The organism is Rhodococcus sp. NPDC003348 (genome assembly GCF_053589375.1).
This window is the reverse complement of the sequence record NZ_JBSFRT010000002.1, coordinates 134,434-158,740: the sequence shown is the minus strand read 5'-3', so window position 1 is coordinate 158,740 and position 24,307 is coordinate 134,434. Positions and strand designations below refer to the sequence as shown.

General features: G+C 70.2%; 20 protein-coding genes. 9 read left to right on the top strand and 11 right to left on the bottom strand.

All coding sequences use genetic code 11. The features are described from left to right. Positions 1-81 precede the first annotated feature (81 nt). From ACWDU4_RS02155 to ACWDU4_RS02140, 4 genes are all read right to left on the bottom strand, one after another. Positions 82-1,770, bottom strand: coding sequence for a SulP family inorganic anion transporter (locus ACWDU4_RS02155; protein WP_450112193.1), 1,689 nt, complete (start codon positions 1,768-1,770; stop codon positions 82-84). Between the two features lie 150 nt (positions 1,771-1,920). Beyond that, positions 1,921-2,922 (bottom strand): ketol-acid reductoisomerase, encoded by a 1,002-nt coding sequence (gene ilvC / locus ACWDU4_RS02150; RefSeq protein WP_450112251.1) that lies wholly within the window; start codon positions 2,920-2,922, stop codon positions 1,921-1,923. Between the two features lie 63 nt (positions 2,923-2,985). After that, positions 2,986-3,489, bottom strand: a complete 504-nt coding sequence (ilvN, locus tag ACWDU4_RS02145) for an acetolactate synthase small subunit (protein WP_387469874.1) — start codon at positions 3,487-3,489, stop codon at positions 2,986-2,988. Next, complete coding sequence (locus tag ACWDU4_RS02140) at positions 3,486-5,429, bottom strand: acetolactate synthase large subunit (protein ID WP_450112192.1); 1,944 nt, start codon at positions 5,427-5,429, stop codon at positions 3,486-3,488. Before ACWDU4_RS02140 ends, ilvN begins: the two co-directional genes overlap by 4 nt. 284 nt (positions 5,430-5,713) lie before the next feature. Here ACWDU4_RS02140 and ACWDU4_RS02135 point away from each other — a divergent pair, with 284 nt between their 5' ends. Together ACWDU4_RS02135 and ilvD are read left to right on the top strand one after the other, a co-directional pair. Next, positions 5,714-6,256, top strand: a complete 543-nt coding sequence (locus ACWDU4_RS02135; RefSeq protein WP_450112191.1) for a PH domain-containing protein — start codon at positions 5,714-5,716, stop codon at positions 6,254-6,256. Positions 6,257-6,444: 188 nt separating this feature from the next. Next, complete coding sequence (gene ilvD, locus ACWDU4_RS02130; protein WP_450112190.1) at positions 6,445-8,286, top strand: dihydroxy-acid dehydratase; 1,842 nt, start codon at positions 6,445-6,447, stop codon at positions 8,284-8,286. An 88-nt stretch (positions 8,287-8,374) separates the two neighbouring features. On the opposite strand, the gene ACWDU4_RS02125 is transcribed toward ilvD, so the two are convergent. Beyond that, a complete protein-coding gene (locus ACWDU4_RS02125) occupies positions 8,375-9,196 on the bottom strand; it encodes a DoxX family protein (protein WP_450112189.1) in 822 nt (273 codons plus the stop codon). 76 nt (positions 9,197-9,272) lie between these two features. Here ACWDU4_RS02125 and ACWDU4_RS02120 point away from each other — a divergent pair, with 76 nt between their 5' ends. Beyond that, positions 9,273-10,412, top strand: a complete 1,140-nt coding sequence (locus ACWDU4_RS02120; RefSeq protein ID WP_450112188.1) for a PQQ-dependent sugar dehydrogenase — start codon at positions 9,273-9,275, stop codon at positions 10,410-10,412. Between the two features lie 56 nt (positions 10,413-10,468). Here ACWDU4_RS02120 and ACWDU4_RS02115 read toward each other — a convergent pair whose 3' ends face one another. From ACWDU4_RS02115 to ACWDU4_RS02105, 3 genes are all read right to left on the bottom strand, one after another. After that, positions 10,469-11,692, bottom strand: a complete 1,224-nt coding sequence (locus ACWDU4_RS02115) for a cation:proton antiporter (RefSeq protein WP_450112187.1) — start codon at positions 11,690-11,692, stop codon at positions 10,469-10,471. A gap of 133 nt (positions 11,693-11,825) precedes the next feature. Continuing rightward, positions 11,826-13,337: an Asp-tRNA(Asn)/Glu-tRNA(Gln) amidotransferase subunit GatB gene (gene gatB / locus ACWDU4_RS02110; RefSeq protein ID WP_450112186.1), complete on the bottom strand. Its 1,512-nt coding sequence runs from the start codon at positions 13,335-13,337 to the stop codon at positions 11,826-11,828. A 75-nt stretch (positions 13,338-13,412) separates the two neighbouring features. Next, entirely contained in the window at positions 13,413-14,444 is a 1,032-nt protein-coding gene (locus ACWDU4_RS02105; RefSeq protein ID WP_450112185.1) for an ATP-dependent 6-phosphofructokinase, read from the bottom strand. A gap of 119 nt (positions 14,445-14,563) precedes the next feature. Between ACWDU4_RS02105 and ACWDU4_RS02100 the strand changes: the two genes are divergently transcribed. After that, positions 14,564-15,091, top strand: a complete 528-nt coding sequence (locus tag ACWDU4_RS02100) for a mycothiol transferase (protein WP_450112184.1) — start codon at positions 14,564-14,566, stop codon at positions 15,089-15,091. A gap of 24 nt (positions 15,092-15,115) precedes the next feature. On the opposite strand, the gene ACWDU4_RS02095 is transcribed toward ACWDU4_RS02100, so the two are convergent. Then, positions 15,116-15,691 (bottom strand): TetR/AcrR family transcriptional regulator, encoded by a 576-nt coding sequence (locus ACWDU4_RS02095; RefSeq protein ID WP_450112183.1) that lies wholly within the window; start codon positions 15,689-15,691, stop codon positions 15,116-15,118. A gap of 102 nt (positions 15,692-15,793) precedes the next feature. Between ACWDU4_RS02095 and ACWDU4_RS02090 the strand changes: the two genes are divergently transcribed. Continuing rightward, positions 15,794-16,747, top strand: coding sequence for a quinone oxidoreductase family protein (locus tag ACWDU4_RS02090; RefSeq protein WP_450112182.1), 954 nt, complete (start codon positions 15,794-15,796; stop codon positions 16,745-16,747). Positions 16,748-16,806: 59 nt separating this feature from the next. Here ACWDU4_RS02090 and ACWDU4_RS02085 read toward each other — a convergent pair whose 3' ends face one another. Both ACWDU4_RS02085 and ACWDU4_RS02080 read right to left on the bottom strand, forming a co-directional pair. Next, a complete protein-coding gene (locus ACWDU4_RS02085; RefSeq protein ID WP_450112181.1) occupies positions 16,807-17,469 on the bottom strand; it encodes a response regulator in 663 nt (220 codons plus the stop codon). A 9-nt stretch (positions 17,470-17,478) separates the two neighbouring features. Continuing rightward, positions 17,479-18,714, bottom strand: coding sequence for a sensor histidine kinase (locus ACWDU4_RS02080; protein ID WP_450112180.1), 1,236 nt, complete (start codon positions 18,712-18,714; stop codon positions 17,479-17,481). A 166-nt stretch (positions 18,715-18,880) separates the two neighbouring features. Between ACWDU4_RS02080 and ACWDU4_RS02075 the strand changes: the two genes are divergently transcribed. The 4 genes from ACWDU4_RS02075 (at position 18,881) to ACWDU4_RS02060 (ending at position 24,304) form a co-directional block, all read left to right on the top strand. After that, positions 18,881-19,513, top strand: coding sequence for a hypothetical protein (locus ACWDU4_RS02075; RefSeq protein WP_450112179.1), 633 nt, complete (start codon positions 18,881-18,883; stop codon positions 19,511-19,513). Beyond that, positions 19,510-20,850 (top strand): alpha/beta-hydrolase family protein, encoded by a 1,341-nt coding sequence (locus tag ACWDU4_RS02070; protein WP_450112178.1) that lies wholly within the window; start codon positions 19,510-19,512, stop codon positions 20,848-20,850. The genes ACWDU4_RS02075 and ACWDU4_RS02070 overlap by 4 nt, the downstream gene beginning before the upstream one ends. A gap of 55 nt (positions 20,851-20,905) precedes the next feature. Then, on the top strand, positions 20,906-22,042 hold the full coding sequence (locus ACWDU4_RS02065) for an NAD(P)/FAD-dependent oxidoreductase (RefSeq protein ID WP_450112177.1): 1,137 nt from the start codon (positions 20,906-20,908) through the stop codon (positions 22,040-22,042). 102 nt (positions 22,043-22,144) lie between these two features. After that, the gene (locus tag ACWDU4_RS02060; protein WP_450112176.1) at positions 22,145-24,304 is read left to right on the top strand and encodes a molybdopterin-dependent oxidoreductase; all 2,160 of its coding nucleotides are present in this window, start codon (positions 22,145-22,147) and stop codon (positions 24,302-24,304) included. Positions 24,305-24,307 lie beyond the last annotated feature (3 nt).

Genomic DNA, 24,307 nt, shown 5'->3' with positions numbered 1-24,307 from the left:
CCCGAACAGCTTAGTGGCCCGGACGGCCCGATATCACCCCGCGGGTCGGCAATACCACATCGTGGACGCCGACGGAAGTGTTCACGACCGGCTCCGGAACGCCTCCACCGCCGTGTCGATGGTCGGATAGAAGTGGTCGGTCCCGAACCGCTCCCCCAGTCCGAGCGCGCGCAGCTTGTCCTTGACCGGGTCCTTCATTTCGGCGAAGACGAGTTGAATCCCGTTGCCGGACAGGTACTGATCGAGTTCGACGAGTTCGTCCATCGCGGTCGTGTCGACACCGGTGATGGGTTCGGCGGCGATGACCACCCACTGGACGGGCTCCGGCGCACGGGCTACGACCCGTCGGGTGTAGTCGTCGAAGATCGCGCCGTTGGCGAAGAACAGTTGCGCGTCGAACCGCACGATCGCCAATCCCGGGATCCGGGCACCGGACGGGTAGCGCTTGATGTCGTGATAGCCGGCCACCTCCGGCGTCACCACCAGCTCGGTCCGGTAGGGACGCCACGCGTGCACCACCACCGACACGAAGGACAGGGCTATCGCGACGAGGATGCCCTCGAGTACCCCGACGAGGGCGACCCCGAGGAACGCGGCGATCGCGAGGCCGGTCTCGACCCGGCTCATGTGCCACATCTCGACAATGCTCCGGATGTCGACGAGCGACGTCGCAGCGACGATCACGACGGCGGCCAGGGCAGCCGACGGCAGGTAGGCGGTGACACGCGGCGCGACCAGGATGAACACCACGATCAGGACCGCCCCGACCACACCGGCGAGCTGCGTTCGGGCACCGTTCTGTTCGGCGACCGGTGTTCGGGAGGAGCTCGCCGACATCGGGAACCCGCCGAGCAGTCCGCTCGCGACATTCGCGGTCCCGATCGCCCGCATCTCGTGACTGCCGTCCACGGATTCGCCGCGGCGGGCCGCGAACGTCCGCGACAGGACGCCGGTGTCGGCGAATGCGACGAGCGCGATTCCCGCTGCGGGCCCGATCAGTTCGCCGACGTCCGACCACTGCAGGCCGCCGAGGGCGGGCGCGGGCAGACCGTGTGGCAGTGCGCCGGCCATCGGGATCTCGTCGGCGAGGCCGAGCAGATATGCGACCACGATCGATCCGATCACGGCGACCAGCACACCGGGGATGCGACTGTGGAACAGCTTGAACGCCAGGATCACCGCGATACCGCCGACACCGATGGCCGCCGCTCGGCCGTCGATCTCGCCTCCGACGATCGCGGACACCGTCTGCCGGATCTCGTCGATCAGGTTGACCCCGTCGACGGAGAATCCGAGCAGTTTCGGGATCTGGCTGACGACGACGACCAGCGCGATACCGTTCAGGTAGCCGAGCCGGATCGGTTTGGACAGCAGGTCGGTGACGAAGCCCAGTCTGAGCAGTCCGCCGACGATCAGGATCGCGCCCATGAGGATCGCGAGCAGTCCCGCGAGGGCGACGGCCCGGTCCGGACTTCCTGCAGCGAGCGGGAGGACGGCCGCGCCGATGATCGGGGCGAGTGAGGAGTCGGGGCCGAGCACCAGGATCTTGGAGGGACCGACCAGGGCGTAGACGACGAGCGGCACGATGGTCGCGTACAGGCCGGTCTCCGGCGGAAGACCTGCCGCCTGCGCATAGCCCATCCCGGCCGGGATCAGCAGTGCGGTCAGCGCGATACCGGCGGTGATGTCGGAACGCAGCCAGGACCGCTCATAGTTCCGGGCGACCACGACGCCCGGTAACCACGTGCGCAACAACGATTCACGTGCCATGCGCCCACCGCCTCGCAAAAACGCGAGGACCCGATGTCCTCCCGAACAGTGTGCACTGCCGGAGAGGGACATCGGGTCCCGAAATGCGCTTCGCGCCGTCCGCGCTCTCACCCGTGAAGGGTGAAATCAGCGCACGGGTGGCGCAGCCGCCTAAGCGGTTTCGGTGATCGGGCGATCGACCCAGCTCATCAGGTCGCGCAGCTTCTTGCCGGTGACCTCGATCGGGTGCTCGGCGTTCGCCTTGCGCAGGCCCTCGAGCTCGGTGTTGCCGTTCTCGACGTTGGCGACCAGGCGGCGGGTGAACTCGCCGGACTGGATGTCCGCCAGGATCTCCTTCATGCGCTCCTTGGTGCCGGCGTCGATGACGCGCGGGCCGGAGAGGTAGCCACCGAACTCGGCGGTGTCGGAGACCGAGTAGTTCATGCGGGCGATGCCGCCCTCGTACATGAGGTCGACGATGAGCTTGAGCTCGTGCAGCACCTCGAAGTAGGCCATCTCGGGCGCGTAGCCGGCCTCGACCATGACCTCGAAGCCGGTCTTGACGAGCTCCTCGGTGCCACCGCAGAGCACGGCCTGCTCGCCGAAGAGGTCGGTCTCGGTCTCTTCCTTGAACGTGGTCTTGATGACGCCGGCGCGGGTGCCGCCGATGCCCTTGGCGTAGGACAGAGCCAGGGCCTGGCCCTCACCCTTCGGGTCCTGGTGGACGGCGATCAGGGCCGGAACGCCCTTGCCGTCGACGAACTGGCGGCGCACCAGGTGGCCGGGGCCCTTCGGGGCGACCATGCCGACGGTGACGAACTCCGGAGCCTTGATCAGGTCGAAGTGGATGTTGAGGCCGTGACCGAAGAACAGCGCGTCGCCGTCCTTGAGGTTCGGCTCGATGTCGTTCTTGAAGATCGACGCCTGCGCGGTGTCGGGTGCGAGCACCATGATCACGTCGGCCCACTCCGAGACCTCCGCCGGGGTGCCGACGGTCAGGCCCTGCTCCTCGGCCTTCGCGCGGGACTTCGAGCCCTCCTTGAGGCCGATGCGGACGTCGACACCGGAGTCGCGCAGGCTCAGCGAGTGCGCGTGGCCCTGGCTGCCGTAGCCGATCACCGCGACCTTGCGGCCCTGGATGATCGACAGGTCGGCGTCATCGTCGTAGAACATCTCGACTGCCACTGGTATTACCTCTCCTCTGGTTAGAGCCTTGCGTGAATATGTAGAACTTAGCTAGCGAGTGGCCGTGATCGACTTCGGGCCACGTCCGACGGCGACGACACCGGACTGGACGATCTCCCTGATGCCGTACGGGTCGAGCATCCGCAGCAGCGCGTCGAGCTTGGACCGGGTGCCGGTCGCCTCGACGGTGAGCGACTCGGGCGAGACGTCGATCACCTTGGCGCGGAACAGGTTCACCGTCTCGATGACCTGGGTGCGCACACTGGCGTCGGCACGCACCTTGATCAGCACGAGCTCCCGCGCGACCGAAGCCTCGCCTTCCTGCTCGACGATCTTGATGACGTTGACGAGCTTGTTCAGCTGCTTGGTGACCTGCTCGAGCGGGAACTCGTCGACGGTGACGACGATCGTCATGCGCGAGATGTCGGGCAGCTCGGTGCCACCGACGGCGAGGGACTCGATGTTGAACCCACGCCGGGAGAACAGCGCCGCGACTCGCGCCAGCACGCCCGGCTTGTCCTCGACGAGAACGCTGAGGGTGTGACTGGTGCTCACTTGGTGTCCTCCGTTTCGGTGGCAGCGGCGGCGCCGGAGCGCTGCTCGCGCTCCATGGCCTCGTGGATGACGGCAGGCTCGGCGGCGGCCTCGTCGTCGTCGAACAGCGGACGGAAGCCCCGCGCCGCCTGGATCTCGTCGTTGCTGGTGCCCGCGGCGACCATCGGCCACACCTGGGCGTCCGCGCCGACGATGAAGTCGATGACGACCGGCTTGTCGTTGATCGACTGCGCCTCGCGGATCGCGGCCTCCACGTCCTCCTCACGCTCGACGCGGATGGAATGGCAGCCCAGGGCCTCACCGAGCTTGACGAAGTCGGGGATCCGGACCGTGCCGTGCGTTCCCAGGTTGGTGTTCGAGTAGCGCTCCTCGTAGAAGAGGGTCTGCCACTGCCGCACCATGCCGAGGTTGCCGTTGTTGATCAGCGCGACCTTGATCGGCACGCCCTCGACCGCGCAGGTCGCGAGCTCCTGGTTGGTCATCTGGAAGCAGCCGTCACCGTCGATGGCCCACACTTCCCTGTCCGGCATGCCCATCTTGGCGCCCATCGCGGCGGGGACCGCGTAACCCATGGTGCCGAGGCCACCGGAGTTGAGCCAGGTGCGCGGCTTCTCGTACTTGACGAACTGCGCGGCCCACATCTGGTGCTGGCCGACGCCGGCGCAGTAGATGGCGTCGGGTCCGGCGAGCCGGCCGACGGCCTCGATGACGAACTCGGGCGAGAGGGCGCCGTCGGACGGCTTGCCGTACGCCAGCGGGTAGGTCTTGCGGAGACCGTCGAGGTACTCCCACCACGTGGTCAGGTCCAGGGTGGTGCCGGTGGCCTGGTCGGCGCGGATCGCCTCGATCAGCTCGACGATGACCTCCTTGCAGTCACCGACGATCGGCACGTCCGCGTAGCGGTTCTTGCCGATCTCCGCGGGGTCGATGTCCGCGTGGATGACCTTGGCGTCGGGTGCGAACGAGTCGAGCTGGCCGGTGACCCGGTCGTCGAAGCGGGCACCGAGGGTGATCAGCAGGTCCGACTTCTGCAGTGCGGCCACGGCGGCGACCGCGCCGTGCATGCCGGGCATGCCGCAGTGCAGCGGGTGACTGTCGGGGAACGCGCCACGCGCCATCAGGGTGGTGACCACCGGGATGCCGGTCAGTTCCGCGAGCGCGAGCAGCTCCGCACTGGCCTCGGCCTTGATGACGCCGCCACCGACGTAGAACACGGGCGACTTGGACTCCGCGATCAGCCGCGCCGCCTCACGCACCTGCTTGCCGTGCGGCTTGGACACCGGGCGGTAGCCGGGCAGCCGCATCTCCGGCGGCCAGGAGAACGTCGTCTGCGCCTGCAGCACGTCCTTCGGGATGTCGACGAGGACGGCACCCGGACGTCCCGAGGACGCCAGGTAGAACGCCTCGGCCATGATGCGCGGGATGTCGATGCCGTCGGTGATCAGGAAGTTGTGCTTGGTGATCGGCATGGTGATGCCGGAGATGTCGGCTTCCTGGAATGCGTCGGTGCCGATCAGACCGCGACCGACCTGGCCGGTGATCGCGACGACGGGGACCGAGTCCATCTGGGCGTCCGCGAGGGGGGTCACCAGGTTGGTGGCACCGGGACCGGAGGTGGCCATGCAGACACCGACCTTGCCGGTCGCCTGCGCGTAGCCGGTCGCCGCGTGGCCGGCGCCCTGCTCGTGCCGGACGAGGACGTGCCGAACCTTCTGCGAATCGAAGAGCGGGTCGTAGACCGGGAGGACCGCGCCGCCGGGAATACCGAACACGGTGTCCACCTCGAGCTCTTCGAGTGCGCGGACGACAGACTGGGCGCCGGTGACCCGCTCGGGGGCGACCTGGCGTCGGGTTCCGGGCTGGGGTGCGGCCGCCGTGGGGCCGGGCTGAGCCCCGGTCTTGCGCGGCGTGGGCTGCGGCCGTGCGGTTGGTGCGCTCACTGGTGATTCCTCTGGCGTTGACGGTTCGAGCTGACTCCGGGCAACAAAAAACCCCCGTCAGCATTGTCTGCTGTACGAGGGTGGCGCGTCGTGCTTTGCGAGTTGACGTGGAATCGACTCAGGCGACGACGCGCCGGCCGATTACGAGCAACTCATTCTGCTTCACGCGATCGAAGGTAGGCGCGTCAAGGGTGAACAGTCAACTTTTTGAGCAAGCTGTTCCAGAATGTGAGAAGCGCCGGCCGCAATGCGAGGATGGTGCTGTGTCGTCCCCATCGCAGCCCGTGCCACCGCCCTCATCCTCCCACACCGGCGAGCCGTCCCACACCGCCGCCGAGCCCGCCGCCGCGACGGAGCCGGTCCGGCATTCCATCCAGATCTCGAGCCTCGGCCTGCTCGGGGTGTTCCTGCTCGCCTTCGGGTTGAGCTTCGTGATCTTCCCCAGCCCGCCGTGGGTGTCGGTCCTGTGGCTGATCCCGATCGCCGTCGCCTACTGGATGCTGCGCGTCCGGACCGTCGTCGACACCGTCGGCCTGCACGTTCGCCGACCGTTCAGCAGCGAGGTGATCACCTGGGACCAGGTGAAGGGCATCCGGTTCCCGAAGCGCAGCGGCTGGGCGCGCGCCGAACTGACCGACGGCACCGAGAAGACACTGCCGGTGGTCACCTTCGGTCGGCTCCCCCTGATCGCCGAGGCGAGCGGCGGCCGGGTCACCGACCCGTACGCGGTCGCCGACCGCATCGAACGCGAACGGCGCGAGCAGGAGCGGGCCGAACGCGAGGCCGCCGAGGAGCATGGGGCCGAGTCGGCTCCGGACACCGAATAACACGCGCGTACCGTTGACGACGAGCACCCGACGTCGGTCGGGCGGTCCTTCGGCTCTGTCGACCTCCTGGGCACAGCCCCTGTGACCGTCCGAAACAGCCCCGCACGTCGGGTTCGACGATTCACGGCGCACCCGACGGTCCCAGCCCACCGGCCCGGCGGACGCGCCCCGATGAGCGAAGGACACCCATGCCCCCGCTGAGGTCACGCACCACCACTGTCGGACGCAACGCTGCCGGAGCCCGCTCGCTGTGGCGTGCCACCGGAATGACGGACTCCGACTTCGGCAAGCCGATCGTCGCGATCGCGAACTCCTACACCCAGTTCGTCCCGGGTCACGTGCACCTCAAGAACGTCGGCGAGATCGTCGCCGAGGCCGTCCGCGCCGCCGGCGGTGTCCCGCGCGAATTCCACACGATCGCCGTCGACGACGGCATCGCGATGGGCCACGGAGGCATGCTGTACTCGCTGCCGAGCCGCGAGATCATCGCCGACTCGGTCGAGTACATGGTCAACGCCCACACCGCCGACGCGCTGGTGTGCATCTCCAACTGCGACAAGATCACTCCCGGCATGCTCAATGCCGCGATGCGCCTGAACATCCCGACGGTGTTCGTCTCCGGCGGTCCGATGGAGGCCGGCAAGGCCGTCGTGGTCGGAGGCGTCGCGCAGGCTCCCACCGACCTGATCACCGCGATCTCCGCGAGCGCCAACGACTCCGTGTCCGAGGAGGGCCTCGACGAGGTCGAGCGCAGCGCGTGCCCGACGTGTGGTTCGTGCTCGGGCATGTTCACCGCGAACTCGATGAACTGCCTCACCGAGGCTCTCGGCCTCGCGCTGCCGGGCAACGGTTCGACGCTGGCCACTCACGAGGCCCGCCGCGCGCTGTTCAGCAAGGCCGGCACCACCGTCGTCGAGGCCGCGCTGCGCTACTACCGCGACGAGGACGAGTCGGTCCTGCCCCGTAACATCGCCACCCCCAAGGCCTTCCGCAACGCAATGGCGCTCGACGTCGCGATGGGCGGTTCCACCAACACGGTGCTGCACACCCTCGCCGCGGCTCAGGAGGGCGAGGTCGACTTCGACCTGTCCACCATCGACGAGATCAGCCGCCGGGTGCCGTGCCTGTCGAAGGTCTCCCCGAACTCCGACTACCACATGGAGGACGTGCACCGCGCCGGTGGCATCCCCGCCCTGCTCGGGGAGCTCCGTCGCGCCGGCCTGCTGGAGACCGAGGTCTCCACGGTGCACACCAAGAGCTTCGACGAGTGGCTCGACACCTGGGACATCCGCTCCGGCAAGGCGTCCGACGAGGCGCTCGAACTGTTCCACGCCGCGCCCGGTGGCGTCCGCACCACCGAGCCGTTCTCGACCGACAACCGGTGGAGCGCGCTCGACACCGACGCCGAGGGCGGCTGCATCCGCGACCTCGAGCACGCCTACACCGTCGAGGGCGGCCTCTGCGTGCTGCGCGGCAACATCGCCGTCGACGGCGCGATCCTCAAGACGGCGGGCATCGACGAAGACCTCTTCTCCTTCCAGGGCCCGGCGGTCGTCGTCGAGTCGCAGGAGGAGGCGGTCTCGGTGATCCTGCAGAAGCAGATCAAGCCGGGCGACGTGATCGTGGTCCGCTACGAGGGCCCCAAGGGCGGTCCCGGCATGCAGGAGATGTTGCACCCGACCGCATTCCTCAAGGGCGCCGGTCTCGGCAAGGTGTGCGCGCTGATCACCGACGGCCGCTTCTCGGGCGGCACCTCCGGCCTGTCCATCGGCCACATCTCCCCCGAGGCCGCGGCCGGTGGCGTGATCGGACTCGTCGAGAACGGCGACCAGATCCGGATCGACGTCGCGACCCGCACCCTCGAGGTGCTCGTCGACGACGGCGTGCTCGCCGAGCGGCGCGCGAAGATGGAGGCGTCCGAGCGCCCGTGGCAGCCGGTCGACCGGCAGCGCACCGTGACCACCGCGCTGCGCGCCTACGCGGCGCTGGCCACCTCCGCGGACAAGGGCGCGGTCCGACAGGTCCCGTAACTCCACGGCACGAGACAGAACAACGGAAGCAGGCAGTCGATCCGATCGACTGCCTGCTTCCGGCCGTTCGGGTTCGCGCCCGGCCCGGTCAGACCAGTGGATTCGCCCCGTTCAGGAAGATCCACAGGCACACACCGCCCGCGACACCGAGCACCAACGCCAGGAACGACCCGACGTGCGGGCGGGTGGCCCACTTGCGCCGTCCCTCGACCGAGATCCGGCCCGGGCCGGCGAGGATGATCGCGACCAGCATCGCCACCAGGAGCAGTTCGAGTTCGGGACCGTCCGGCGCGAACCACTGCAGTCCGGGTTCGGCGGCCTGCCGGACGCACCACGCGTTGATCAGCACGGCGAGCAACCCGGCGGCGGCGAGCGGGGTGAACAGGCCGAGGATCAGGAACCCACCGGCCACGACCTCACCGATCGCCCCGGCGGTGGCCAGCAGCTTCGCCTGCTGATACCCGGAGTCGACGAGATACATCTCGAAACCGTCGAGACCCGGCCCGCCCCAGAGGCCGAACAGTTTCTGCAGCCCGTGCGCGAGCGCCAACGCACCCACCGCCACCCGCAGCACGAGCAGCCCGAGGTCGAGCGTGCCTCGTGGGGTGACCGGCGCCGGCGTCGGTGCCACCACCTCGGGTGCCGCGACAGGCGCGGCCAGCGCGGCCGCCAGCTCGCGGTCGTAGGAGTCGGCGGTCCGCAGTTCCTCGGTCGGATGCATGGCGGGAGCCACCACGTCGTCCTCCGGGTCCGGGATGCGGGCCCCGGAGTACGTCGGAATCTGCTCGGTCGGCATCAACCCGAGGTCGTCGTCGGTGGTCGGAAACCGTTCCGTCGGCTGGTCGAACGGGCTGGACGCGGACCGGCCGAAACTCTCGGTGTCCGTGTTCTGTCGCGGGTTGTCGGTCACGAATCCCAGCGTAGAACGGGTGAGGACCACCGACCGGTTCGGCGCGCGGGACAACGTTTGTCGTACCGTGCCAGGTATGGCGATCTCTCGTGCGGCGTACCGCACCGCGGTGCTGTCCACCCTCGCCGCGGTCGCCGTCGCCGGCTGCGCACGCTTCGACGACAGCGCGTCCAGCCCGTTCACCCCGGTACCGTCGTTCTCCGCCGGGGAGGTCCGACCCCGCGAGCCCAGTGCACCGCCCACCCCGACACCGGGTGCGGCCGCGCCGACCGCCACACCGATGCCCTGCGCCGATCCCGACCCGGCCGTGGTTGCCACCTGCCTGGACACCACCGGTTCGGTCACGATGCTGCCCGGCGGGCAGTCGGTGCTGGTGACCGAGCGTCGGACCGGACGGATCCTGCGGGTGACGCCCGGCACACCCGTCCAGGAGGTGGCCCGGCTCGCCGTCGACGGATCCGGCGACGGCGGACTACTCGACGTCGCGCTCTCCCCCACGTACACCGAGGACAACCTGCTGTACGCGTACGTCACCACCGGTGGCGACAACCGGGTGGTGCGGATCGCCCCCGGCGACACCCCGAAGGACGTGCTCACCGGCATTCCGCGCGGCGCGAGCGGGAATGCGGGCGCACTCCTCTTCACCGCCCCCGACGAGTTGACCGTTCTCACCGGCGATGCCGGGAACCCCTCTGCGGCAAACGATCCCGGATCGCTGGCCGGAAAGGTCCTGCGGGTGACCGCCCTGACACCGGCGCCGGTGCAGCCGATGCCCCAGATCGTGCTGTCCGGGATCGGTACCGCCGGCGACGTCTGCCCGGACCCCCGTGGTGGCGTCTGGATCACCGACCGGACCGTCCTCGAGGACCGCCTGCAGCGGGTCGCGGCCGACGGCGCCACCGGGATGCCGGTGTGGACCTGGCCCGATCGTCCCGGGGTGGCCGGGTGCACCCCGGTCGACGGCGGCATCGCGGTGTCCCTGTCGGCGGGCAAGGCCCTCGCGGTGCTGCCGCTCGACGCGCACACCGGTGCCGCCCAGGCCGCACCGTCCCTTGTCGCGCAGGACAAGTACGGCCGACTCGGCGGGGCCGCCCTCGGCGCGAACAGCGAGGTGTGGGTGTCGACGGTGAACAAGTCCGGTGGCGACGTCCCGGCTCCGAGCGACGACCGCGTGGTCCGGATCCCCGCACCCCAGGGCGGCGGCGGCTTCGACTGACCGCGCGCCCCGCGGGCGCTGCAACGGCGAATCCGCGGACCGCCGTCTCCCTCCGGTCAGCTCGTCTCGCCAGCGGGTTGCGGCACGGCGGCCGCGTCCCGTCTCGATCCGCCGAGAAGCGATGCGGCGGTGGGCAGCAGGAGGACGGTGATCGCCCCGGCCGCGACGAGGATCGACGCGTTCGCCGTGGTCATCTGTCCCGCGTTCACCGCGACCTCGGTGACCGCGACGATCAGCGGCAGACCCGTCGCCGCGTACAGCGCCACCCGGGCCCGCTCGCGGACCGTCGGTGGTTGCTGCGCCCCGTCGCCGCCCCGGTCGAAGCGCTCCGCGACGAACACCGGCAACCCACGCACCAGCAGGATCAGCAGGAAGAAGGCCACCAGGACGCCGGGATGGGCGGCCACCGCGGACACGTCGATCGACATGCCCGAGGTGACGAAGAAGATCGGGATGAGCAGTCCGAACGCCAACCCGTCGAGCTTGGCCTCGAGCTTCTCGTCTCCGCGCGGGAACGCCCGGCGGAGGATGAAGCCGGCGGCGAACGCGGCCAGGATGCCGTCCACGTCGAAGATACTCGCCAGCGCCCCGAGCGAGACCAGCAGCAGGATCGTCAACCGCACCGTGGTCTGGGCTGTCGTCTCGGACCCGAGGCGGATGATCGAGAGCACCTTCGAGCCCTCACGGCGCACCGTCGCCGGAATGAACGCGACGCCCACCGCCGCAGCGGCGAACAGCGCCAGCACGATCAGCGAACCGACGGTGCCGCGCGAGCCGAGCAGCACCGCCATCGCGACGACCGGCCCGAGTTCCCCGACCGCGCCGTGGTTGAGCACCGTCTTCCCGAGTCGGGTGTCGATCACCCCGCTGTCCTTGAGGATCGGGAGCAACGTGCCGAGTGCGGTCGAGGTCAGCGCGATCGCGATCGCGACCTCGGCATTGATCACCTCGGCCATCCCGAGCAGTCCGATCACGGTGAACGCGAGCGCAAGACACACCAGCCAGGTGACCAACGCGCGGCGTCCGCCCCGCCCGGTCAGCTCGTCGGTGTCGATCTCGTAGCCGGCGAGCAGGAACAGCATGCCCAGCCCGAGTTCACGCAGCAGCCCGATCTCCGGCCCCTGGACCGCGAGATCGAGGACGTGCGGGCCGATGACGATGCCCGCGATCAACAGCAGCACGACCTCGGGCACCAGCTTGCGCGGCACCAGACCCGCGAGCAGCGGCGCGATCACCGCGCACAGGGCTATCCAGAAGAGGGAGGCTCCGACCGAGGGCATTGCCCGATTATGGTGGCCGCGCAGCTCGTTTCGGGTCAGCCCGCGCCGGTCCGGCCCGCCGAGTGTGCAGATACCGTCGCATCGCGTCAGAGGCGACGACGGCAACCGCGCACCCGGCGTCAGCCGGTGTGGGTCAGGAGCAGGCCTCGATGACCAGTTCCTTGACGCGGGCCGGGTCGGCCTGTCCCTTGGTGGCCTTCATGACGGCGCCGACGATGGCGCCCGCCGCGGCGACCTTGCCGCTGCGGATCTTCTCCGCGACATCGGGGTTCGCGGCCAGAGCCTCGTCGACGGCGGACTTGATCAGGGTGTCGTCACGAACCACGACCAGCTCCGGGTGGGCGGCGACGACCTGCTCCGGGTCGCCCTCGCCGGCGAGCACGTGGTCGACGACCTGACGGGCGACCTTGTTGTTGAGCTTGCCGCTGTCGATCAGCGCGACGACCTGAGCAACCTGAGCCGGGGTGATCGGCAGATCGGCAAGTTCGACGCCGCGGGTGTTGGCCTGCTGCGTCAGGTAGGACACCCACCAGGACCGCGCCGCGTCGGCGGGCGCACCGGCCTCGGTGGTGGCAATGACCAGGTCGAGCGCGCCTGCGTTGACCAGGTCGCGCATCACCTCGTCGGACACGCCCCACTCGGCCTGGATCCGGGCGCGGCGCAGCCACGGCAGCTCGGGCAGGGTGCCACGCAGTTCCTCGACCCATTCGGCGTTCGGTGCGACCGGTTCGAGATCGGGCTCGGGGAAGTAGCGGTAGTCCTCGGCGGTCTCCTTACGGCGCCCGGCGGACGTGGTGCCGTCGGCCTCCTGGAAGTGCCGGGTCTCCTGGATCACCTCACCGCCGGACACCAGGACCGCCGCCTGCCGGCGCATCTCGTAGCGCACCGCGACCTCGACGGACTTGAGCGAGTTGACGTTCTTGGTCTCGGTGCGGGTGCCGAACTCCTGCGCACCGATCGGCATCAGGGAGATGTTCGCGTCGCAGCGCATCGACCCCTGATCCATCCGGACGTCGGAGACGTCGAGGGCCTTGAGCAGGTCCCGCAGCGCGGTGACGTAGGCGCGCGCAACCTCCGGTGCCCGCTCGCCGGCACCGGTGATCGGCTTGGTGACGATCTCGACCAGCGGCACACCGGCGCGGTTGTAGTCGAGCAGCGAGTGGCTGGCGCCGTGGATGCGTCCCGTCGCGCCGCCGACGTGCAGCGACTTGCCGGTGTCCTCCTCCATGTGCGCCCGCTCGATGTCGACCCGCCAGGTGGTGCCGTCGTCGAGGACCACGTCGAGGTAGCCGTTGGTGGCGATCGGCTCGTCGTACTGGGAGATCTGGTAGTTCTTCGGCTGGTCCGGGTAGAAGTAGTTCTTGCGCGCGAACCGTCCCCACGGGGTGATCGAACAGTTCAGCGCGAGACCGATCCGGATCGCGGACTCGACCGCGGACCGGTTGACCACCGGCAGCGAACCCGGAAGGCCCAGGCACACGGGGCACACCTGGGTGTTCGGCTCGGCTCCGAACGTGGTCGGGCAGCCGCAGAACATCTTGGTGGCGGTGTGCAGCTCGACGTGCACCTCCATGCCCATCACGGGCTCGAACTTCGCGAGCACCTCGTCGTAGGCGAGCAGGGCATCGGACATGGCGGCAGTCATGGTCCCGAGTTTATTCGCCCCCGCCGGGGAGGGACGACTCGCATCCGGCTCGGCCGGGCACGACTCGCATCCGGCTCAGCCGAAGATGACCCGCATCTCCTGATATCGCTCCAGCGGGACACTCTTGTGGTCGGCGAGGGCCTCGTCGAAGTGCACCTGCACGATGTCGGTGCCGCGCAACGCGACCATGTTTCCCCACTCCTGCCGCGCGACGAGGTCGGTGACCGCCATCCCGAGGCGGGTCGCGAGAACCCGGTCGAAGGCCGTGGGCACGCCGCCACGCTGGATGTACCCGAGCACGGTCGCGCGTGACTCGATCCCGGTGCGTTCCTCGATCATCGGCGCCAGCACCTCGGCAACGCCGCCGAGGCGCGGCCGGTCGAACCCGTCGAGCCCCTTCGTCGAGTACGCCTCGGTCATGTCCGGCAGGGTGAACCCCTCGGCGACGACGACCATCGGCGCGCGACCCCGATCCCGGACGCTGGTGACCCACGCGCAGATCTGTTCGATGCTCTCCGGGTGCTCGGGGATGAGGATCGCGTGCGCACCGCCCGCGGTGCCCGAGTGCAGCGCGATCCAGCCGGCGCCGCGCCCCATCACCTCGAGCACCATGCACCGTTTGTGCGAGTTGCCGGTGGTGCGCAGCCGGTCGATCGCCTCGGTGGCGATCTCGACGGCGGTGTCGAAGCCGAAGGTGTAGTCGGTCTGGTCGACGTCGTTGTCGATGGTCTTGGGGACCCCGACGATCTTGATGCCCGCGTCGTACAGACGCTGCGAGGCGGCCGCGGTGCCCTCACCACCGATCGCGATCACCGAGTCGACACCGAGGCGTTCCATGGTTCGCGCGATGTTCTCCGGCCCTCCGTGCGGGCCCTGGTACGGACCGAATCGACTGGTGCCCAAGATGGTTCCGCCCTCGTGCGACAACCCTCGGACGGTCGGGCGGTCGAGGTCCATCACATCGCCCTCGACCAGGCCGCGCCACCCGTCGAGGAACCCGACGAACTGCTGCCCGTACACGGTGGTGCCCTTGAGCACCGCACCCCGGATGACCGCGTTCAGTCCCGGGCAGTCACCGCCACTGGTGAGAATCCCGACCTTCGTCATCGCACACCCCTGTCCGCGCACCCTCGGCTGGGTCCGTGACCAATACTGCACCCGCCGGGTGCCCGCGGCATCCTGATCGATCGGCTGCGCACTTCCCCGCGCGCTCCTACCGTGGAGGGATGAGCCGGGACACCGAGACGGACGCGGCGCGCGCAGTCCTGCGGGATCAGTTCGAGAGGATCCGCGAACTGGTGGTCGCGGTGACCGACGGCCTGACACCGGAGGTGGCCGGTTATCGTCCCGGCCCGCAGGCGAACTCGATCGCCTGGCTGGTCTGGCACCTGACCCGCGTGCAGGACGATCATGTCAGCGATGCCGCCGACGTGGAGCAGGCGTGGACCTCCCGAGGCTGGCGGGAGCGGTTCGATCTGCCGTTCCCAGCCTCCGACACGGGTTACGGGCACGGCAGTTCCGAAGTCGCCGCCGTGCACCCGGAGGCGGCCCTGCTCGCCGATTACCACGGCGACGTGCACCTCGCGACGCTCGAGTACGTCGACGAGCTCACCCCCACCGAGCTCGACCGCATCGTGGACCGGCGGTGGGATCCCCCGGTCACGGTCACGGTGCGTCTGGTCAGCGTCATCGGCGACTGCCTGCAGCACCTGGGGCAGGCCGCGTATGTGCGGGGCCTGCACCAGGCGCGGTGATCGGGTTGTCCGCGCTCCGTCGGTTCAGGTGCGCAGAACGGAGTCGACGAGCTGGTGGACACCGGCCTTGAGTCGCGCGGTCTGCCCCGATTGGATGAGATGCAGCACGAGCTCGCCACCGAGAGTGCCGAGCAGGAGCCGTGCCAGCATGTCGGCGTCGACGTCCGGTCGGGCCTGCGACAGCAGTTCGGCGATGTGCCGGTACCAGAAGGCGTGGATCTCGTCGGCGTGCGGATCGTCGGCGGCGGTGTCGTAGGCCACCATCAGCCCGATGTTGGCGACGACGAGGTCGGTCATGGCGTCGAAGTAGGCCAGCAGCCGCTCGCCTGCCGGCGCCCCCGGGCCGAGCGGCGGCTCGCCGCTCACCACGGCCCGGCGCAGGTCCTCGGCGCGCTCGAGCACGAGCGCGCGCATCAGGCCGGCGCGGCTGCCGAACCGGTGGAAGAGGGTCCCCTTCCCGACGCCGGCGGCAGCCGCGATCTGCTCCATCGACACCTCGCCCGGGCCGTGTTCTGCGAGCAGCCGACCTGCCGCATCGAGAATCGCACGCCTGTTCCGCGCGGCATCGGCTCGCTCTGTTCTCTGGCCGTCGGACGACACAAAACCTCCATTGACAACTTGACCGGCGGTCCATATCGTTCGAGTGCACCAGGAACCGGACCGACGGTCAGATTAGGGGAGATCATAATGAAAGCAGTCGTGATGACGGCCACTGGTGGCCCCGACGTTCTCGTCACCCGAGAGGTCCCCGCGCCGTCCCCGGCGGACGGGGAGGTGCTGATCCGCACCGAGGCCACCCCGATTCTGTTCGTCGAGACGCAGATCAGATCCGGCGTCTTTCCCGCCCCGGCGGGGCCACCGGCGGTGTTCGGTACGCAGGCCGCCGGCGTCGTCACCCAGGTGGGCGCAGGCGTCGACACGGAGCTCGTCGGCACCCGAGTGATGGTCGCGGGCATGGGGATCGGCGCTCATGCCGAGTTGGTGTGCGCGCCTGCGACATCCACCGTCCCGATCCCCGACGGGCTCTCGTCCGTCGATGCCGCCGCGGTCATGATGGGCGGATCCGTCGCCATGACCCTGCTCGAGACCGCACGCCTGACGCGTGACGACACGGTCCTGATCGAAGCCGCCGGTACCGGCGTCGGCGGCTACCTGACCCAGCTCGCGCGTTCGCGGGGCGCGGGCAGGATCGTCGCGACCGCAGGCAACCCCGCGAACCGGGAACGCGCCCGCAGTCTCGGTGCGGACGTCGTCATCGACCACACCGAACCGGACTGGGCCGCTCGCCTCCCGGAGGCGTTGCGGGGCGCCACGATCGACGTCGCCTTCGAATCCATCGGCGGCGCCGGCTCACTCGCCGTCCTCGACGCGATGACTCCACTGAGCGGGCGAATGCTCTACTACGGAATGCTCGGTGGCGCACCCGCCGCCATCACGTCCTCGGACCTGTTGGCCCGCGGGCTGTCGCTCACCGGTTGCAGTGGCCCGGCCTGGCTCGATCGGGTTGCCTCCGCGCGATCGGCGGTCCTCGAACTCGCGGCGGGCGGCGCCATCACCCCGATCATCGACAGCGTAATCGGGTTCGACGACGCGGGGCGTGCACACGACCGGATCGAAATGCGGCATGCGAACGGCATGTTCGTGCTCACCCCCTGAACCGGGGCGGGGCCGTCCGGTACGTCGCTCGGCGAAACAGGATCGGCTCGCGGCCGGCGTCAGCCGGGAGTGACCACCCCGGCCTCGTAGGCGAGGACGACCGCCTGCGCGCGATCGCGCAGGTGCAGCTTCGCGAGCACCTTCCCCACGTGGGTCTTGACGGTCTGTTCGGCGACGAACAACGACTCGGCGATCTCGGTGTTGGACAGCCCTCGGGCGATCAGCTCGAGCACCTCCCGTTCGCGGGGCGTCAGCGTCGCGAGTTGCGCAGGCTCCGGCCGGCGGGCAGCACGCCGACTGGTGACGTCTGCGATCAGGCGGCGGGTCACCGACGGCGCGAGCAGCGCCTCACCGTCCGCGACGACACGGACCGCGCGGACCAGTTCGTCGGCGGGCGCGTCCTTGAGCATGAAGCCGCTCGCCCCCACCCGAAGCGCCTCGTACACGTAGTCGTCGATGTCGAAGGTGGTGAGCATCAGCACCCGCACCGGCGGCTGCAGCGCCGCGGACAGGATTCGCTCTGCGGCCTCCAGTCCGTTCAGCTCCGGCATCCGCACGTCCATCAGCACGACGTCGGGCCGCAGCCGGAGCACCTCGTCGACCGCGACCTTCCCGTTCGGGGCGTCGCCGACGACGCTGATGTCGGGTTGTGCGGCGAGCAGCGCCCCGAACCCCTGCCGCACCATCGCCTGATCGTCTGCAATGAAGACCGTGATCGCCACCCGGCAAGCCTAGGCCCGACCCACGCCCGGTTCGGGCACCGAGCCGCCCGCGGTGGACGGGATCCGGGCCCGCACCTCGAATCCGCCGCCCACCGCCGGATGCGCGGTCAGCGTTCCCCCGACCGACCGGGCCCGGTCCCGCATCCCGACGATGCCGTGGCCGCCACCGGAATTCGAGGCGGGCACGGATTGCGCCGCGGCCTCGTTGACGACCACCAGTTCGGTCACGGCCGCGTCCCCGGCCAGGTCCACCCGCACGGCCGCGCCCGGTGCGTGGCGCGCCGCATTCGCCAGCGACTCCTGCAAGATCCGGTACAGCGCGAGTCCGGACGTCTCGGGCAACGCAGGCAGCGGCCCGCGCTCGACGGTCACCGCCATTCCGGCCCGCCGGCCGGCGTCGATCAACTCGTCGATCCGGTCGAGTCCGGGCATCGGGGCGTTTTCGGGGGCCTGACCGTCGCTGCGCAGCACGCCGAGCATGCCGCGAATCTCGTTCAACGCCTCGCGGGCGGTCGCACCGATCGAGTCGAATTCGGCTGTCGCCTCGGGCGACAGGCCGCCGAGGCGGTAGGGGGCGCTCTGCGCCTGCACGACGACCAGCGACATGTGGTGGGCGACGACGTCGTGCAGGTCGCGAGCAATCCTCGCCCGCTCCTCCAGGATCGCGCGGCGCGCCCGCTCGACCTCGTTCTCCTCCTCCTGCCGGGCGAGTTGCCGCCGGGAGAGCACCAGCCAGCGGATCAGCAACCCGAACGCGACGAGGGCGGTGAGCCCGACGGCCCACCCGCGTCCGTCCTGGCCGGGGGCGTTCGCGAGGAAGAGCAGAGCGGTCGACACTCCCGCGACGGCAACCACCGGCAGCGGGGACCGCAGGCTGACGGCCAGCAGCAGGGCCATCAGCACCATCACGTGCACGACCTGCCACGGGAAGTCGTAGTCGGCGGTGCGGTCGTAGGCGACCGGGATGACCAATGCCCCGGCGGCCGAGATCGCCCAGCCCAGAGCTGGATTCGCTCGAATGAACAGCAGCGGCAGCGCGGCGAGGCCGGCGATCACCGGCTGCACTCCCGCGGGCACCCGGTGGGTCAGTTGCAGTGTCGGCCACGCGATCGCGAACAGCACCGCGGTCACGAACACCACGCCGATGTCGAGCCACTGGCCGCCGCTCAGTCGCGCGAGCCTCGGTCTCGCTCTCGTCGCGGCTCCCTGTGCGGTCCTGCGGAGTGCTCGTTTCGTCCTACCCACGCGAAGAACCCTAGGAAGCGGGACCCGAGATGTCCTCATACCGTGGGGTGAGATCGCCCTGGCACCGACGGGTGAGTCCGGGCGGTTCCCCGACGCCACGGTGCCGGCAGCGAACCAAGCCGCGGAGTGATGTTCGCAGGTACGGGCGATTTCTAGCGTCGGAACCATGCGGAAATCGACCTGGACAGTCCTCGCGGTGGGATGCGCGATCGCCGCCTCCACCCTCCTCCCGCCGCACACCGCCGGCGCCACTCCGGACGAACGCGACGCTCCGGCCGCGCTCGCGATCGCGGCCCTCACGACCGCCGATCCGATCGCCGCCGCGGCGCGGATTCCCGCCGACTTCGAGCAGGACTTCGGGTACCGGCCCGTGATCCGGGACGGGATGCTCGTCAACCCGCGCGGCACCTGCTCGTCGCCGGTCCCGCTGCCGGCCGAGTTCGACACCGCCTGCATGGGGCACGACCTCGGGTACGACCTGCTCCGCTACGCGGACCGGGCCGGGTCGCCGGTCGGTGCGTGGGCCCGGCTGGATCTGGACCGGCAGCTCGACGAACGGCTGCACGCCGCGTGCGCCGCCCGCCCCGACGATGTCACCCGGGCCTCGTGCCGGGCGGTCGCGATGGTCGCGGCGACCGCGGTGAACTCGAATTCGTGGCGGCAGAACTACGCCGCACCGCGCCCCGAACCGATCGGCCTGTCGGCGGCCGTCCTGGGTACGGCGGCGCTCGGCGGCGCCTTCGCCCTCCGCCGCCGGTCGGGGAGCACCGGCACCGTCGCACCGGTGGTGCCGGCGTGACGGCGACCCTCCCCCGGGCGCTGTCGCTGCCCGGCGTCACGATCACCGCGCCCCGGATCGCCACGACGGTGGCCGTGGCGTCCGCCGCGGCGGCGTCGCTCGCGCCGTCACTGCTGCCCCGCCCCGCGCTCGTGCAGGCGCTCCTCACCGGCCTGCTCGTGGCGGCCGGATGGGGACTCGCAGCGCTGCGGCATCGGCGCCCCGGCCGGCGCTCGGCGACAACCGAATCCGGATCGACGACGCGGACAGTGGCCGCAGGTGCGGGCGCAGTGACGGTGGGGTGGGCGGTGCTGATCGCCGACCACTGGCAGAACGGGGTGCGGTCCGCGATGGGTGTCGCCGCGGTCGGGCCCACCCACTGGGCACTGGTCCTGGTACTCGGCGGCGTGGTGGCCGCCGTCCTGATCGGCGGTGCTCGTGGGCTCGGCGCGCTGGCGCGGCGGCCGCACGGGAGACGGGTCGGCGCCGCGGTGCTCGTCACGGCGGTCACCGCGACGGTCTGGGCTGCGCCGGCCGCACTCTCCCGGACCGCGGACGCCAGCGGCCCTGCCGGTCCGGCGACGTCGTCGATGTCGGGAGCAGCCGACTCGCTCGTCCCCTGGGAGTCGCTCGGCGCGCACGGACGGCGGTTCGTCTCGGCCCCGGCCGCCCCGGGGACGGTGCGCACCTACGTCGGTCTGGACAGCGCACCGAGCCTCGACGCCCGGGTCGATCTGGCCGTCCGGGAACTGGACCGGGCCGGTGGACTGGCGCGGTCGCACGTGGTGGTCGCGGTGCCGACCGGATCGGGGTGGATCGACTCGAACGCGGTCGCCGGGTTCGAACGACGCTTCGGCGGGGACGTCGCCGAGATCGCGGTTCAGTACTCGGCGGCGCCGAGCTGGGTCACCTTCGTCACCGACCGCGCCGGCGCGACGGAGTCGGCTCGCGCCCTCTATGCGGCACTCGCGCAGAGAATCTCGCGAATGTCACCGGACGAACGTCCCGCGCTGCATCTGTACGGGCAGAGCCTCGGCGCGCTCGGAGCCGCGGCCGTTGGCGCCGAGTGCGGCGTCCTGCTCGCCGGGCCGCCCGGGGGCGCACCGATCCGTCCGGGCACGACGGTGCTCGCCAACGCGTCCGACCCGGTCGTGCACTGGTCGCCCCGGTTGCTGGTGGCGCCGCCCCGACTGGACGGCGTGCGGCCGGATGCCCCGACCCCGGCATGGCTGCCGGTGGTGAGTTTCCTGCAGACCACGGTCGATCTGGTCACCTCGCTGGGCGCCGCACCCGGCCACGGCCATCGGTACGGCACCGACCAGGGCACCGCACTGCCGGACTGCCGACCGGCACGGTGACCGTTCCGGCTGTCAACCCCTGGGTTTCGTACGCGGGAGGGTGGATACTCGAACGATGCACACCGTGCTGATCCTGGGAGCGGGGTTCGGTGGGCTCGAACTCGCCGCCAGCCTGTCCCGGTCCGTGCCGGACGAGGTTCGGGTCACCCTCCTCGACCGCGCCGACGGATTCGTGTTCGGTTTCGCCAAGATGGACGTGCTGTTCCGGGGCCGCACGATCGACGACGTCCGGATTCCGTACGACAGCCTCAACCTTCCGGCCGTGGAGTTCCGCCGCGAGACGGTCACCGCGATCGATCCCGCCACGCGTCACGTCACCACCGACCGCGGCGAGTACAGGGCGGACACGCTCGTCGTGGCGCTCGGCGCGGAGTACGACTGCGGTGCGACCCCCGGATTCGTCGAGGACGGTCACGAGTTCTACTCGCTCGAGGGCGTCCACCGGTTGCGAGAGCGCCTCGACGCCTTCACCGGCGGCACCATCCTGCTCTCGATTCTCAGTGTCCCCTTCAAGTGCCCGCCGGCACCGTACGAGGGCGCGCTGCTGCTCCACGAGGAACTCGTCCGTCGCGACCTGCGCGGTGCGACCCGCATGCGGCTTCTCTCCCCGATGGACTCCCCCATCCCCGTGTCCCCCAGCTCCAACGCCGCGATCGTCGGTGCACTCGCGGACCGCGACATCGAGTACACGACCGGCACACGGGTGCACGCTCTGGACCCGGCCGCGCACACCGCGTCGACACACGACGGCGACCTCGCCTACGACCTGTTCATCGGGATCCCCCACCACCGGGTTCCCGAAGTCGTGCAGACCTCCGGACTGACGGAGGGCGGCGCGGACGGCTGGATCCACGTCGATGCGGCGACCCTCGCGACCCCGTACCCCGGGGTGTACGCGCTGGGCGACTGCGCGGACGCACCCGTCCCCCGGGCGGGGGTGTTCGCCGAGACCGCCGCGCGGACCGTCGCGGTGGACATCATCGCCCACCTGCACGACAGCCCGCACGGGGACAGGTATCTCGGCCAGGGCACGTGCCACATCGAGTTCGGTGGCGGTCTAGTCGGGAAGGTGGAGGCGGACTTCCTGTCCGGTCCGACCCCGGTCGCCCCGTTCCGCGGACCGTCGGTCGAATTCGCCAGCGAGAAGGCCGAGTTCGCAGCCGACCGTCGGCGGCGCTGGTTCGGGCCCTGAGACGGCAGGCCAGGTTCCACCTGTCGTCCGGCACGGCGGAACCGCTCACCGGACCGACTCGCCGGTGCTAAGTTCCGGGCACAACCGTGGAGGGGCCCGAGCATGTCCACACGTACCGTCGCCCGGCAGTGCACGCTCTGCGAGGCACACTGCGGCGTCCTGGTCACAGTCGAGAACGACCATGTCACCCGCGTCGAGGGCGACCCGGACGACGTGCTGTCCCACGGGTACATCTGCCCGAAGGCGACCGCGCTTGGCGACCTGCACCACGATCCGGAGCGGTTGCGGCGCCCCCTGCGCCGAGTGGGTGACGGCTTCGAGGAGATCGGCTGGGACGAGGCGCTCGCGCTGGTCGGTCGTAACCTGCGTGCGGTCCGGCGTCGGCACGGCCGCGACGCGATCGCGATGTACCTCGGCAACCCGGCCGCGCACAGCTCCTCGGTGGTCTACGGGATGGCGCTGCGCGTCGCCCTGCTCACCCGGCACTTCTACTCGGCCTCGTCGATCGACCAGTTCCCCCAGGAATTCGCTGCGTGGAAGATGTACGGCTCGAACGTGCTGATGCCGATCGCCGACGTGGACCGGACCGACCGGCTGCTGATCCTCGGGGCCAATCCCGCCGTGTCGAACGGCTCGATCACGACGATGCCGGACGCCCGGGGCCGTATTCGCGCGATCCGCCGCCGCGGCGGGACGGTGGTGGTGGTCGACCCGCGCCGCACGGAGACCGCGCGACTGGCGGACGAGCACGTCGCGATCAGGCCGGGCGGCGACCCGTACCTGCTGCTGGGAATGCTGCACACCCTCGTTGCCGACGGCGCAACCGAACCCGAGGGCACCATGCCGATCGCGGGCTGGCGTGAGCTGGCCGACCTGGTCCGCCCGTGCACGCCCGAAGCGATGGCACCGAGGGCCGGGGTGGACGCGGGCACGATCCGGCGGCTCGCACGCGACCATCGCGACGCGACCTCGGCGGTGGCGTACGCCCGAATCGGCGTGTGCCACCAGGTCACCGGGACCATCACGCACTGGCTGGTCAACACGCTCAACGCCGTGACCGGCAATCTGGACCGGCCCGGCGGGCAGATGTACGCGACGCCCCCGATCGACGCCGCGCGATTCGTGCGCCGCCTCGGGTCGGGATACGGACGGTGGACGAACCGCGGCGGGGACCGCAAGGCCTTCCGCACCGAGCTCCCCGTGGTCGGGCTCGCCGACGAGATCCTCGGCGACGGGCCCGGATCACCGGGACCCGTCCGGGCGCTGATCACCTACGCGGGCAACCCGGTGCTGTCCACCCCGCAGGGCGGCCGGCTCGACGAGGCGCTCGACGCACTCGACTTCTACGTCGCGGTCGACATGTACCTCACCGAGACCTCGCGGCACGCCGACGTCGTACTGCCGCCGACGTCACACCTCGAGCGGGAGGAGTTCGACTTCCTGTTCCCGGTCTTCTCGGTTCGAAACAACGCCCGCTTCAATGCGCGCGTCTTCGATCCGCCCGAGGACGCGCTCGAGGACTGGCAGATCCTCGCCCGGCTGCTGCTGGAGGTGGTGCCGGTTCCGCTGCGATCGCTGCTGACGACACCGCTTCGGCGAGTGATCGACCGGATCAGCCCGCTCCGGATCGGTGCGCTCGGCGTCCTGACCGGCCCGCACGGCATGCTGCGCCGCGGCCGCGGCGGGCTGACGATGAACCGGATCCGGCGCACGCCCGGCGGCGTGGACCTCGGCCCTCTCGAGCCCCGCCTCGCGTCGCTGATCTCGACCCCGGACCGGCGGGTGCAACTCGCGCCTGCGGAATTCGTCGCGGAGGCCCGGCGACTCGTCGAGACGAACGAAACCGAGTGCCTCGAAAACGAATTCGATCTGAGGCTGATCGGCCGCAGGCACCTGAGATCGAACAACTCGTGGCTGCACAATGTGCCGGCCATGGTCAAGGGCCGTGATCGCTGCACCGTACTGATGCACCCGGACGACGCCGCGGCCCGGGCACTCGTCGACGGGCAGCCGGTGACGGTGCGCTCACGCGTCGGCAGCATCGAGGTCCCTGTCGAGGTCAGCGACGAGATCCGGGTCGGCACCGTCGCGATCCCACACGGATGGGGACACGGCGAGAAGGGGGTCGGCTGGTCGACCGCCGCGGCGCACCCGGGCGCGAACGTCAACCTGCTCCACGATCCCGCCGTGACCGACAGGTTCACCGGGAACGCCGCGGTGAACGCGACCATGGTGTGCGTGACCGCGCCGGCCGACTCGTGACCG